We start from the raw sequence: 13,182 nt of genomic DNA, 5'->3' as shown, positions 1-13,182 counted from the left end.
GGCGGGAGGGCAGACATACACGAGATGGGCTGCTCGCGAAAACGACGGGAGATCGCAGCCGTGGCCTGCGGCACGCGGAAGGTTATTAGAACTGTTCCAAACTGTTTCCGGCCCGGTCTGGCGGTCCGTCAGCACCAAGGCATCCGGACTCCGCTGCTATCAGGAGTTTGGCGGAGCCGATCGGGGACTCATGGCGCCGCCTGACCTTCGATCGCCAGATCCTTGCCATAGCGGCCTTTGGTTCTGAACATCACCTTGTCGCCATCGAAGGTGAGCCGCCAGTTGCGCTCCTCGCCCTGGCCGATGAACTGCACGTCGATCGCGAAGGTCGTCGGATCGACCCAGTTGCCCTTCATGGCGCGGTAGACGTAGGGCTGCCAGGGGTGAGGTTGCGCAGTCGCTCGATAGAGGCCGTCGAGGCCGATCGGGCTCTGCAGATGAACTGTTCCCCCGTTGCGGTCTCGCGACGGGATGTCCCAGGTGACCTGCGGCTCGGGTCCGGTGAGGCTGAGGGTGATTGTGTTGATGCCGAGCGGGCCGGGCGGAAATGTGTAGGTCCTGCCCGAGATCGTCGCCGCGATATCCGGGACACTGCCGACCGTGCCTCGCGTCTCCGTCCCGGCCTCGCTGATGGCGGCCGCCAGGGCCTCCTTGGCTCCATCAGCGGCGGGCAGGGCCTCATTCGATTTCACCGTGGCCAGGATCTCATTCGCAAGCTTGCGGAACGGACAGAAATTGCGCGCGGTCATCACGGCCACGATGTCAGGGTCCGGCAGCACCATGATGACCTGGCAGTGATAGCCGACGGCCATGAAGACGTTCCGCTCCGGCAGGGCCCAGAACTGATCGGCATAGCGGAGCCCCGGATCGAACGTCGCGTTCATGCTGACGGTGGCGTGGTTGACGGCTTCGATCCAGTCGAGGGGCAGCAATTGCTGCTCGCCCCAGCGGCCACGGCGCAGATAGAGGTAGCCGATCTTCGCCATGTCGCGCGGCTTCAGCGCGAGCCCGAATCCGCCGCCGGAAATCCCCTTGGAATCCTTGAACCAGGCGTGCTCGGTGATGCCAAGCGGCGCGAACAGTCGTTCCCGGGCAAAATCCTCCGCGCTCTTGCCGGTGAGCTTGGTGACGATGGCGGAGAGCAGATGCGAGTTGCCGCTGTTGTAGTAGAACGTCTCGCCCGGCGCATGCGCCATCGGACGGTCGAGAACATACTGCACCCAGTCGGGGCTTCGTCCCATCTCGTACAGCGACGTCTCGGCGCCGCCGTTGTAGCCCTCGTCCCAGTCCAGGCCGGAGGTCATGTTGAGCAGATGCTGCACGGTGAGCGCCTGCTTGCGCGCGTCGACGTTGTCGATCCTGCGATCCTTGAAGAAGTCGAGCACCGGATGATCGAGGCTGTCGAGCACGCCATCCTTGAGCAGCATCGCGATCAACGTGGCGACGACCGCCTTGGTCGAGGAGTTGATGATGTGCAGCTCGTCGTCCTTGTAGGGCGCGTAGGACGCATCGAGCACGACGCGGCCGTGGCGTGTGACCAGCAGGCTGTCGAACCTCATGGTCTTGCCGGCGGCGACGAGCTTCGTCAGCGCCGCGGAGTCCATGCCTTCTTCCTCGGGCGAGGCGGTCGCCCAGCCGGGCTGGGGGAAGCCGGAGAGGCTGGTGTCCTCCGCCGAGGCCGTGTCGGCGAAGAGACCAGCAAACAAGGCCGCCGCGACCAACAAGACGTCAATCCTGAGACGCACCATGCCGAACGTCCTCTGTTGAACATAGCGATGATACGGTATCAGAAGACCCCAATCCATCAAAGATTGTGTGACAATCATATTGCGCGCGGCAGCACCGGCGTATTGCCGGTGACAGGGTCAGAACCCGTCCGGCCATCTCTGAGCCGAGTGCATCACGGTCAGAATCTCGATGCCGGCCGTCGTCGGGCGATAGGGCACGATGTAGAGGATATCTGTGAGCACGAGCTCACGGGTGCCGGCCACGCGGCCGGGGCGTCCGATGTCGGGGCTCTCAGCAAGGGATTCGACCCGCAAAAATGATGCGCGCAACGACGCGGGCGGCAGCTGCGGGATTGTCTTCGGCAATGTACGAGCCGATCTCATCGAGGCGCCGCAGCGTTCTTCTTGTCCATCGGATGGGACGTTGGCTCATCCTCGTCCGGCTGGCTTCACGTATTTGGCGATGACCTTCGCCACTTCGGCGTCGCTGGCGAAGTCTCCTTGCTCAGCTTCGGCCAGACCCGCCTCGATCTCGGCAAGTTGCCAGGCTTGCCGGTGCACGAATTCCTCAATGGCACCCGCAGCGACTTCGGAGCGCGGACGGCCGAGCCTCTCGGCGAGTTCGTCGAGCTTTGCAGACGTCGCATCTGAGACGCGGACAGTGAAGGCAGCCATGGGATTTGTCTCTCGGTTGGCGCGGGTTGTGTGTGAGACCAACCGTCCGGTCAACGGCCTCCGTCAAGGATCGTCGGATCGTCCGAGCGTTTTCGCGCTCACGCCCAATGCGCCCGCAGCGCCGCCGCGATGCTCTGTGGCCGCTCGACGATGCTCCAGTGCCCGGCGTCCTGCTCGACGTGCAAGGACGCGCCGTGGTGTTGTGCGAAGCGGCTGAGCGTGTCGAGCGGCACGTAAGGGTCTTGCGTGCCTGAGATCACGAGGCCGCGTCGCGGAAGCTGCGCCAGCCGCGCGATCCAGTCGCCACTGAAGCAAAGCCCGTTCGCCGAGCGATACAGCGCGAGGATCGCGCGCTTCATCGGCGACTGCCAGGCCGCGGCTTCACGTGCGGCGAGGTCGGCCGGCAGTCCGCTCTGGCGGAACATCCGCTCCATCGCCCGCTGCGCTGACAGCGCCATGAAGATCTCGCCGAGAACGGGCATGTTCCAGATGTGCGCGATCCGATGGCCGCGATAGGCGGCATCGAGCACGCCGCCGACGACAGCCCAGCTCCGCACCAGCTCAGGCCGCAGCGACGCCGCGCGCAGCACCAGCAGCGCGCCCCAATCATGCCCGACCAGGTCGAGCGGCCCGACCGCCGCATGCTGCGCCTCCATCAGCGCGACCAGCCAGTCGGCGTAGGCGTCCTTGGTGCATGTGAACCCGGCCGGGGCTTCGCCGCCGAAGCCGGGCAGGCAGGGGACGGCAACGGTCTCCCCGAGCGCCGCGATCAGCGGCCCCCAAATCACCGGCGTGTCAGGGACGCCGTGGAGGAAGATGCGGTTGGTCATGACCTCAATGTATCACGGGCGCGATCTTCGTATTCCGCGAAATTTTTTCTTTCCTTTTTTCAGAAATCATGCTTATCTCCGGCCATCCCGCCTCATCGGAGAGGGGCGTACGCGTCGTCACGATACGTGGAGTGCGGGGAGCGATGGCCGTGAGGCGCCGGTGGACGACTGGCGGTTTGCGGACGGCGAAGTCGTGTGGTCCTGGCGCCCCGAAGCTGGCGTCAAGCCGGCGGCGTTCATGACGAGCGCGCCGGTGACGGGGGCAATCAAGCCGGTCCCCGGGGAGCAACTGTCTTTTTTGTAGACCGGTGATCGGCCGGCCTCAAGGCTGGCGCGAAGGCGCGCCACCGCCTTCGGCGGCTGACGGCCTTGACCCCGTCCGCTCGCCGGTCTGTTGGCTTGGCGTGCGCTCGGGCGGAGCCCGAGCGGCTATGAGGCGCTCGACCCGTTCACAACGTGGAGCGCCGGATTCCACTTTTGGCGGCGTTTGACCATGACGTTGAGAATGCAGATCAGCTTGCGCATGCAGGCGGTCAGCGCGACCTTCTTCAACTTACCTTGGGCGAGCAGGCGCTCATAGAAGGCCTTCAGGACTGGATTGCACCGCGTCGCGGCGCCCACGCAGGCCATGTAGAATGTGTTGCGAGTTCTGCGGCGTCCGCCCTTGACGTGCCGATCCCCGCGACGCCGGCCACTGTCATCATCGTACGGCGCAACACCCAGCAGCGCCGCGACGGCTTTGTCGCTGGTCTGGCCGAGCTCCGGCATGGTTGCTATCAGCGTAGCACACGTCGTGCGGCCGATGCCCGGAACGCTTTCGATGATCTCGGCGAGCTCCGCAAAATGCGGCGTGCTTTCGATCAGGGCGGAGATCTCTGCCTCGAGCTCGGCCAGCTCGGCGCTGATCGCCTTGGCGATGCGCGTATGCAGACGCTGTACTTCTACAGGCAATTTATGCTCGCCCTGGTTCTTCAGTCTGACCAGCATATCTTTCGTCGCTTGGCGCACATTGACCATCTGCTGAAGCTTCTCTCGGGCGGCATCGTAGGCTTGCACCGCAGCTTCGTTGAAGGTCTCGGCGAACCAGGCGATCGTGTCCGCATCGATACTGTCGTTCTTGGCCAGGCGCCCGGCCGATTGAGCGAAGCTCCGCACCCGCTTTGGATCGACGATACGAACGTCGATCTTGGCGGCTCGCACCAGTTTGGCCCACTCCCGCTCGTAGCCGCCGCTGGCCTCCATCACGACCTTGGTGACGCCGTGCCGGCGCAGCCACGCCACGAAGTCGCGCTGGCCTTCCTTCGTCCTTTCAAACATCTGCTTGGACCCGGGCGCTCGGGTACAAGCATCGACCTTATCCTTGGCGACATCGACACCCGCGACAACGAGATCATTCTGTGCCATCATCCAGCTCCCTTCCTTGCAAGGTACGGGCTCGAAGCCCGTGCAACTGTTCGGGTTGAAGGAAGACACCGGACCTGTCCCACGCTCCCCGACAGGCTCTAGGGCCTTTGAGCACGATCGGGCTCAGATCCAGCGACGGGCGGTTGGTCAGAACCGCCCGTTCGCACATTCTGGCAGGTTTCGAACACACAAGAGCGCGAAGTAAGCCGTAAAGCCGTTGCGCAGGGAAGGCCGGGTTGTCCTGGCCGAGCCTGTGGTTCCTGCCCCGTGCACTTCTTTCCGCACGGGGGCCGCGGGTGTCGGCAGACGCCCGGCCTTCCCTGCACCCTCGAATTGCAGAGGGTTTGATGTCGAGGATCAACCCGGGCGCGGACGTGCTGCGGGGATGATGAGGTGCGTGCTGATGCAGATGCCGACACCGCCAACCACACCCTCACTGTCATCCCGAACAAGCGCGCGGCACGCGCGCGCCGATCCGGGATCCATAACCCCAGGGGAGATCTGCGAGGCGCGATGGCCGCTTCATCCCATCCAGCCACACCCGTCACGGCGTATGGATCCCGGGTCGGCGGCCACCAACGCTTCGCGCTGGCGGCCTTGCCCGGGATGACACCGTTTGTGTGGTGGGCCGGTGCTGGCCGATCGGGACCCCTGCAGATGCCGACACCGCCAAACATGCCCTCGAGGTCGGCCCGGACGAGTGTGCGGCAGACGCGCGCAGATGGATCCATAACCACACGGAGATTCGCGACGCAGACGCCGCAATACGTCACCCCTTCTGACCCTTATTCGGCGTTGCGACGCCCTCCCATTCCCGGTAAAAGCACCGTCGAGGGCACCCCGGCAACGAACCATCAATGGTTTTGCCGCACCATTTTCGTGTCTTCGCAAAAGGGTTTGGCAATGCTGATTCGCAGCGCAGAGATCGAGGCCATCGCCGGGGCAGACGCCCGGTCGATCGCGCTCGCCCCGCTGCCGGCTCGCGGCCTGACCGGCGCGCTCGAGCTTCTGCTTCTTAGCTGCCCCTGAGGGCCGGCTGGGCGGGATGCGCCTGGGCACTCAGGGGGCTGCTTCGACACCGAAACACCCTTCAGCGCCCAATGTTCAGAGATCCTGACCGACAAGCGCACCACCCGACAAAATTCGAGGAAAGCCAATGTCCAATCCCGTTCAGTCCGACAAGGACCGCGTCGTCATTTTCGACACCACCCTGCGCGACGGCGAGCAGTGCCCCGGCGCCACCATGACGTTCGAGGAGAAGCTCAACATCGCGGCGATGCTGGACGACATGGGTGTCGACATCATCGAGGCCGGCTTCCCGATCGCCTCCGACGGCGACTTCGAGGCCGTCAACGAGATCGCGAAGCGCTCGAAGAACGCGGTGATCTGCGGCCTGTCGCGCGCCGGCGCCAAGGACATCGACCGCTGCGCCGAGGCGATCCGCCCGGCCAAGCGCGGCCGCATCCACACCTTCCTGTCCACCTCGCCCGTGCACATGAAGTACAAGCTGCAGATGGACCCGCAGCAGGTGTTCGAGCTGGTCGTCTCCTCGGTGACGCGCGCGCGCAACCACACCGACGACGTCGAGTGGTCGTCCGAGGACGGCACCCGCACCGAGTTCGACTTCCTGTGCCGCTGCGTCGAGGCCGCGATCAAGGCCGGCGCCACCACCATCAACATCCCGGACACCGTCGGCTACGCCGTGCCGGAAGAGTATTACGACCTGTTCAAGCGTGTGCGCGAGAGCGTGCCGAACTCCGACAAGGCGGTGTTCTCGGTCCACTGCCATAACGATCTGGGCATGGCGGTCGCCAACTCGATGGCCGGCGTGCGCGCCGGCGCCCGCCAGATCGAATGCACCATCAACGGCATCGGCGAGCGCGCCGGCAACGCGGCCCTGGAAGAGGTCGTGATGGCGATGCGCGTGCGCAACGACAAGCTGCCGTTCTGGAACAAGATCGACACCACGCAGCTGACCCACGCCTCGAAGGTGGTGTCGGCCGCGACCTCGTTCCCGGTGCAGTACAACAAGGCCATCGTCGGCCGCAACGCGTTCGCGCATGAGAGCGGCATCCATCAGGACGGCATGCTGAAGAACGCGCAGACCTACGAGATCATGCTGCCGGAGACGGTCGGCGTGAAGCAGACCTCGCTGGTGATGGGCAAGCATTCCGGCCGCCATGCCTTCGTCCACAAGCTGGAGGAGATGGGCCACAAGCTGTCGAGCAACCAGGTCGAGGACGCCTTCGTCCGCTTCAAGGCGCTGGCCGACCGCAAGAAGCAGATCTATGACGAGGACATCGAGGCGCTGATCGACGAGGGCATGGTGAGCGCCCATGACCGCATCAAGCTGCTGTCGCTGTCGGTGATCGCCGGCACCCGCGGTCCGCAGCGCGCCACCATGAAGCTCGACGTCGACGGCGTGACCAAGATCGAGGAGAGCGAAGGCAACGGGCCGGTCGATGCCGTGTTCAACTGCATCAAGTCGCTGGTGCCGCACGAGGCCAAGCTGGACTTGTACCAGGTCCATGCCGTGACCGAGGGCACCGACGCGCAGGCCGAGGTCTCGGTGCGGCTGTCGCAGGACGGCCGCTCGATGACCGCGCGCGCGGCGGATCCGGATACGCTGGTGGCCTCGGCCAAGGCCTATCTGGGGGCGCTCAACAAGCTGGTCATGAAGCGCCAGCGCGACGTGGCGCAGGGGCAGGGCGCGACGGCGGCAGCGGGCTGATCGACAACGTCATTCCGGGGCAGCCGCGAGAGCGGCTGAACCCGGAATCCGGAGCTTGGTTTGCATCCTGCTCTGGCCATATCGAGGTTCCCCGATGCGCAAATTGCGCATCTGAGGTTGGCGCTTCGCGCCGCCCCGGACGACGCGAAGATGGTGCGTTGCAGCACGGGAATCCCCGGCTCTGCGGCTAACGGTCAATGGCATTCCGGCCGGCGACCCGCTAACAATGTCCCTGGCATACAAAGCGGGGGCATCATTGCAATGTCCCCCGAAACGTCGGGAGGACACCTTGCACTTCAAGTTTCGCCATGTGATCGCCACCGCCGCCTCGCTCGCGGTGCTCGCGCTGGCCGGCCCGGCCCTGGCCGCCGACAATCCGATCGTGATCAAGTTCAGCCATGTGGTGGCCTCGAACACCCCGAAGGGCCTCGCCGCCGACAAGTTCAAGGAGCTGGCCGAGAAGTACACCGACGGCAAGGTCAAGGTCGAAGTCTACCCGAACTCGCAGCTCTACAAGGACAAGGAAGAGCTCGAGGCGCTGCAGCTCGGCGCGGTGCAGATGCTGGCGCCGTCGAATTCCAAGTTCGGCCCGATCGGCATCAAGGAATTCGAGGTGTTCGATCTGCCCTACATCCTGCCCGACCTCGCCACCCTGCGGAAGGTGACCGATGGCCCGCTCGGCGCCAGGCTGCTGAAGCTGCTCGAGCCCAAGGGCATGATCGGGCTGGCCTACTGGGACAACGGCTTCAAGCAGATGAGCGCCAACAAGAAGCTCGTCGATCCCGCCGACTACAAGGGCCTGAAGTTCCGCATCCAGTCCTCGAAGGTGCTGGACGCGCAGTTCCGCACGCTCGGCGCGATCCCGCAGGTGATGGCGTTCTCGGAAGTCTACCAGGCGCTGCAGACCGGCGTCGTCGACGGCCAGGAGAATACGCCCTCGAACATTTATACCCAGAAGATGCACGAGGTGCAGAAGTACATCACGCTGACCAATCACGGCTACATCGGCTACGTCGTGGTCGTGAACAAGAAGTTCTGGGACGGCCTGCCGCCGGATATCCGTGCCGCCTGCGAGAAGGCGATGAAGGAAGCGACCGCCTACGGCAACAGCCAGTCGGCGAAGGAGAACGACGACGCGCTCGAGGAGATCCGCAAGTCCGGCAAGAGCGAGCTGGTCAAGCTGACGCCGGCCCAGGACGAGGCGATGCGCAAGGCGATGATGCCGGTGTACAAGGACGTCGCGGGGCGCGTCGGCCAGCCGCTGATCGACGAGTTCCTGAAGGAGACGCGCGGCTCGACCAACTGATGGCGTGAGGCGAGCGGTGCGCGGGCCATGGTCCGCGCACCGAGGGGGCGACGCACTCGGCGCGCAAGAAGGCAGACGGCGCAGCCAAGCGCCGCTGACGTTTGATTGTGGGGGAGGGGACTTGGGCTTTCTATTGCGCATCCTCGATCGGCTCGAGGAGATCCTGATCGCATTTCTGATCGCGGCGGCGACCTCGATCATCTTCGTGGCCGTGCTGCACCGCTATCTGGTCGGCGTGCCCTTCCTCTATCCCATCCTGTTTCCGATCGACCTGTCCTGGGCGCAGGAGCTCTGCATCTACATGTTCGTGTGGATGGCGAAGTTCGGCGCCGCCTATGGCGTGCGCACCGGCATCCATGTCGGCGTCGACGTTGTGGTGAACATGATGCGGCCGTCGCTGCGCAAGGTGACGATCCTGTTCGGCCTGCTGTGCGGCGCGCTGTTCACCTCCATCATCGGCACCATGGGCGCCAAGTTCGTCTACGGCCTGTCGCAGACCGACCAGGTGACGCCCGACATGGAGCTGCCGAGCTGGCTGGTCTATCTCTGCATCCCGCTCGGCTCCTATCTGATGTGCTTCCGCTTCCTGCAGGTGGCCTGGCACTATCTTCGCCATGACGAGCTGCCGCATCACGACCACGCCTATGTCGAAGGCGTCGACCCGACGGCGACGGAGGCGCTGCGATGAGCAGCCTCCTCATCTTCAGCCTGCTCATCTTCCTGATGCTGACGGGCATGCCGATCTCGATCGCGCTCGGCCTCACCGTGCTGTCGTTCGTGTTCTTCATGACCAACGTGCCGACCGAATCGGTCGCGCTGAAGCTGTTCACCGGCATCGACAATTTCGAGATCATGGCGATCCCGTTCTTCATCCTCGCCGGCAATTTCCTGACCCATGGCGGCGTCGCCCGAAGGATGATCAACTTCGCGACGTCGATGGTCGGGCACTGGTATGGCGGCCTCGGCCTAGCCGGCGTCGTGGCCTGTGCGCTGTTCGCCGCAGTCTCCGGCTCCTCGCCGGCGACCGTGATCGCGATCGGCTCGATCATGCTGCCGGCGATGGTCAAGCAGGGCTTTCCCAAGCGCTTCGGCGCCGGCGTCATCACGACCTCGGGCGCGCTCGGTATCCTGATCCCGCCGTCGATCGTGATGGTGGTCTATGCGGTCGCGACCGGCGGCAGCATCGCGCTCGATCCGGCCGGCCACCGCGTGTCCTCGGCCTCGGTCGGCCAGCTGTTCATCGCCGGCGTGATCCCCGGCCTGATGCTGGCGAGCCTGCTCGGCTTCACCACCTTCTACCGGGCCTGGAAGAACGACTACCCCCGGATGCCACGGGCAAGCTGGGCCGAGCGCTTCACGGCCTTCCGCAAGTGCGTGTGGGGTCTGCTGCTGATCGTGATCGTGCTCGGCGGCATCTACACCGGCAAGTTCACGCCGACTGAGGCCGCGGCCGTCAGCGCCGTCTATGCCTTCGTCATCGCGGTGTTCGTCTATCGCGATATGTCGCTGAAGGACGTGCCGAAGGTCTTGCTCGGCTCGGCCAACATGAGCGCGATGATCCTCTACATCATCACCAACGCCGTGCTGTTCTCGTTCCTGATGGCCAATGAGAACATCCCGCAACAGATCGCCAACTGGATGGCGGCGGCCGGCGTCAACTGGATCGTGTTCCTCCTGGTCGTCAACATCCTCCTGCTGCTCGCCGGCAACGTGATGGAGGCGACCTCGATCGTCCTGATCATGGCGCCGATCCTGTTCCCGGTGGCGGTCAAGCTCGGCATCCATCCGGTGCATCTGGGCATCCTGATGGTGGTCAACATGGAGGTCGGCATGTGCCACCCGCCCGTCGGGCTCAACCTCTACGTCGCCTCCGGCATCGCCAAGATGGGCATCACCGAGCTGACCATCGCCGTCATGCCCTGGCTGCTGACGATGCTGGGCTTCCTCGCGCTCGTCACCTACGTGCCGGAAATCTCGCTGTGGTTGCCGCGCATGCTGGGGATGCTTTGAGGCGCAGAAATGAAATGACACCGAATTGCAAAAACAGAAAGGTATTTGAAGCAATTACATCTTCGTAAGGTCGTACACTCTGTCCAAACTGTAAGTTGAAGGTGCGGAACGGCGGGCTCATGCTGATCCGACTTTCCAAGGAGGTTGGCATGAGAAGGTTCACCATCGCCGCTGTCGCCGTGCTCGCCATCGCCGGCTCGACCGCGGTCTACGCCCAGCGCGGCTGGTTTCATGATCACATGCATCATGCGCGCATGAATCCGGAAGATCGCGCCGCCATGCTGGATGCGCGCATCGCTTCCGTCCATGCCGGCCTGAAGCTGACGGCGGACCAGGAGAAATTGTGGCCGCCGGTCGAGAGCGCGGTGCGCGATCTCGCCAAGCTGCGGTTCGACCGCGCCAATGCGCGGATGACCGACGCAGCCCAGGACAAGGACATCGATCCCGTGGCGCGGCTGCGCGAGCGTGCCGATACGATGGCGGTCACCGCGGATGCGATGAAGAAGGTCGCCGACGCTGCCGACCCGCTCTACAAGACGCTCGACGACGGCCAGAAGCGCCGGCTGTCGATGCTCACCCGGCCGATGGGGCGCATGATGGGAACGGACGGTCCGCGCCATCACCGCTGGATGGAGCGCGGCGAGGGCGGCATGGAGGACGGTCCGCGCTTCGGCGGGCATCGCTTCGGCCCGGGACCGATGGGCCACATGGGCTGGTCCGAGGAGGAACGCGAGTCCGGACGGCTCTGAGCGCCGGTTAACGATCCTTCTGATTTCACTTGGGGAAAACCGCCGCCCGCCGGCGGTTTTTCTGCATCGAAAGTGACGAAAAATCGTCATGGATCGCTGGACATCCCGGAATCGCTTTGCTAAACGACCGGCTCTCGCGGAAGGCTTTCTCCGGATGCAAGATCCGGGCGCATAGCTCAGTTGGTAGAGCAGCTGACTCTTAATCAGCGGGTCCTAGGTTCGAGCCCTAGTGCGCCCACCAAGCCTTCCGAAGATGTATGGCCAATCTGCAAAGCCATTCCGACAAGCGGGTCAGCGGCTATTCCGACACGCCAGCTGCCTCTGTTTGCTCCTGCCGCCGCTTCTTCGACCCTGAGATCAACTGTTTGCGGGTCCGTTCTGGATAGGTCGGTAGCTGTCGACTTGAGCAGTGGCGGCCCGCGACACGCAGCTCGGCGTCTGTCAGATCGCGGATTGCGGTCGGGTCCCCGGGCGTGGTGTAACTCGGTAGAGCAAAGCCGTTCGCCCGCGCGCTCCCCTTCGCGTGCTCGCGGAGAAGGCCCCGGACACCGATCTTCTGCGCGAGTGATCGGCTTTGCTGCCCATCGCTTGATGGAGATGGAGGACGCCGGGCTGACCGGAGCGGCCAACGCCACGCCGGATGGTCGAGGCGCTGACGGCCGTTGTCCAGGAGGCCTGCGTACACGAGGGCGTTCGACCCGCTCGCGTTCACTTCGTCACATGTATGGCCCAACGCGTCCTGTCGGACGATATCGTTCGGCTCGCGCACGCCGGTGTACGCGGATGGTTGCGAGCCGTCGGCGCCGAGTGATCCTGAGCGGTACGACCTATCAGGAGCTGGCCGCCAACGTGGCCGAGGCCCAGGGGGTGCCGCTTGCCGCCCTGCATTACTTCCCCGTCAGGGCGAACAACCATATCCTGCCGATTCTGTTGCCCCCGAGTTTGGTCGAGTCCTTGTGGTCAGTCGCCGAGTGGTCGCACTGGCGCCTATTGAGGCCGGCCTATGATGAACAGCGCCGGGTTCTGCGGCTTCCGGACTCCAGAATTCGCGCCGTGCGCCGTATCGTCGAATCGGGCGCGCTGGAGATTCAAGCCTATGACAAGGTGTTTTTTCCCGGACTCGAGGCGCGATGGGACTGGGAGAGACCATTGGTCGGCACCATGACCTTGGAATCCGCCACCGACTTCGATGAGTCCGTGATTTCCTGGATCGGCGCCGGCCGCCCCCCAATCTACTTCGGGTTCGGCAGCATGCCGGTCGACAGACCGGCGGAGACCGTTGCGATGATCGCAAATGTTTGCCGCGAACTCAGCGAGCGTGCGCTGATCTGTTCGGGAGTCCTGCGGCTTGAAGGCACGGTCCCCACGCAGGACGTCATGATCGTGCCTGCGATCAATCACGCCGCTGTCCTGCCGCGCTGCCGGGCCATCGTTCACTATGGCGGCTCCGGCACCACGGCCGCGAGCGTTCGCTCCGGCGTCCCAACTCTTGTCCTCTGGATCGGCGCCGACCAGCCGGTATGGGCGACACGGATCAGACGCCTGGGTATCGGCACCTCGCGTCGTTTTTCGGCAACGACGCAAGCGACCCTTCGCCATGAACTGCGGACCGTTCTGGAGCCGGGATGCCCACTCGGGCGCGCGAGGTGGCCAATCAGATGACGCCGCCGAGCCGAAGCCTAGCGGCTACCGTAGCGCTTCTCGAAGAGCTGGTCGCCACGCGCGCATGATTCGCCCCCCGGCCTGCTAA

General features: G+C 64.4%; 11 protein-coding genes, 1 tRNA gene and 1 pseudogene. 8 read left to right on the top strand and 5 right to left on the bottom strand.

Going from position 1 to position 13,182, the window contains the following annotated elements; all coding sequences use genetic code 11:
* Window positions 1-188: 188 nt before the first annotated feature.
* From ACQR1X_RS27385 to ACQR1X_RS27365, 5 genes and pseudogenes are all read right to left on the bottom strand, one after another.
* Window positions 189-1,748 carry a serine hydrolase domain-containing protein gene (locus ACQR1X_RS27385; protein WP_434900001.1) on the bottom strand — a complete coding sequence of 520 codons (1,560 nt, stop codon included), beginning with the start codon at window positions 1,746-1,748 and terminating at the stop codon, window positions 189-191.
* A 117-nt stretch (window positions 1,749-1,865) separates the two neighbouring features.
* A pseudogene (locus tag ACQR1X_RS27380) lies at window positions 1,866-2,160 on the bottom strand (type II toxin-antitoxin system RelE/ParE family toxin).
* Window positions 2,157-2,402 (bottom strand): CopG family ribbon-helix-helix protein, encoded by a 246-nt coding sequence (locus tag ACQR1X_RS27375; protein WP_315803771.1) that lies wholly within the window; start codon window positions 2,400-2,402, stop codon window positions 2,157-2,159. Before ACQR1X_RS27375 ends, ACQR1X_RS27380 begins: the two are co-directional and overlap by 4 nt.
* 98 nt (window positions 2,403-2,500) lie before the next feature.
* A complete protein-coding gene (locus ACQR1X_RS27370; RefSeq protein WP_434900000.1) occupies window positions 2,501-3,232 on the bottom strand; it encodes an alpha/beta fold hydrolase in 732 nt (243 codons plus the stop codon).
* Window positions 3,233-3,661: 429 nt separating this feature from the next.
* The gene (locus ACQR1X_RS27365; protein ID WP_316239658.1) at window positions 3,662-4,636 is read right to left on the bottom strand and encodes an IS110 family transposase; all 975 of its coding nucleotides are present in this window, start codon (window positions 4,634-4,636) and stop codon (window positions 3,662-3,664) included.
* Window positions 4,637-5,539: 903 nt separating this feature from the next.
* Between ACQR1X_RS27365 and ACQR1X_RS27360 the strand changes: the two genes are divergently transcribed.
* From ACQR1X_RS27360 to ACQR1X_RS27325, 8 genes are all read left to right on the top strand, one after another.
* A complete protein-coding gene (locus ACQR1X_RS27360) occupies window positions 5,540-5,665 on the top strand; it encodes a hypothetical protein (RefSeq protein WP_315803769.1) in 126 nt (41 codons plus the stop codon).
* A gap of 127 nt (window positions 5,666-5,792) precedes the next feature.
* Window positions 5,793-7,367, top strand: a complete 1,575-nt coding sequence (locus ACQR1X_RS27355) for a 2-isopropylmalate synthase (RefSeq protein WP_316179867.1) — start codon at window positions 5,793-5,795, stop codon at window positions 7,365-7,367.
* Between the two features lie 289 nt (window positions 7,368-7,656).
* A complete protein-coding gene (locus tag ACQR1X_RS27350) occupies window positions 7,657-8,673 on the top strand; it encodes a TRAP transporter substrate-binding protein (protein ID WP_315803767.1) in 1,017 nt (338 codons plus the stop codon).
* Between the two features lie 121 nt (window positions 8,674-8,794).
* Window positions 8,795-9,361, top strand: coding sequence for a TRAP transporter small permease (locus ACQR1X_RS27345; RefSeq protein WP_315752772.1), 567 nt, complete (start codon window positions 8,795-8,797; stop codon window positions 9,359-9,361).
* Entirely contained in the window at window positions 9,358-10,683 is a 1,326-nt protein-coding gene (locus tag ACQR1X_RS27340; protein ID WP_315756319.1) for a TRAP transporter large permease, read from the top strand. The genes ACQR1X_RS27345 and ACQR1X_RS27340 overlap by 4 nt, the downstream gene beginning before the upstream one ends.
* A gap of 149 nt (window positions 10,684-10,832) precedes the next feature.
* The gene (locus ACQR1X_RS27335; RefSeq protein ID WP_316217029.1) at window positions 10,833-11,432 is read left to right on the top strand and encodes a Spy/CpxP family protein refolding chaperone; all 600 of its coding nucleotides are present in this window, start codon (window positions 10,833-10,835) and stop codon (window positions 11,430-11,432) included.
* A gap of 165 nt (window positions 11,433-11,597) precedes the next feature.
* Window positions 11,598-11,673: transfer RNA gene (locus ACQR1X_RS27330), tRNA-Lys, on the top strand.
* A gap of 542 nt (window positions 11,674-12,215) precedes the next feature.
* Window positions 12,216-13,094, top strand: coding sequence for a glycosyltransferase (locus tag ACQR1X_RS27325; RefSeq protein ID WP_434872660.1), 879 nt, complete (start codon window positions 12,216-12,218; stop codon window positions 13,092-13,094).
* Window positions 13,095-13,182 lie beyond the last annotated feature (88 nt).

Source organism: Bradyrhizobium sp. HKCCYLRH3073 (assembly GCF_051167995.1).
GTDB lineage: Bacteria > Pseudomonadota > Alphaproteobacteria > Rhizobiales > Xanthobacteraceae > Bradyrhizobium.
This window is presented reverse-complemented; position numbering and strand designations above follow the sequence as displayed.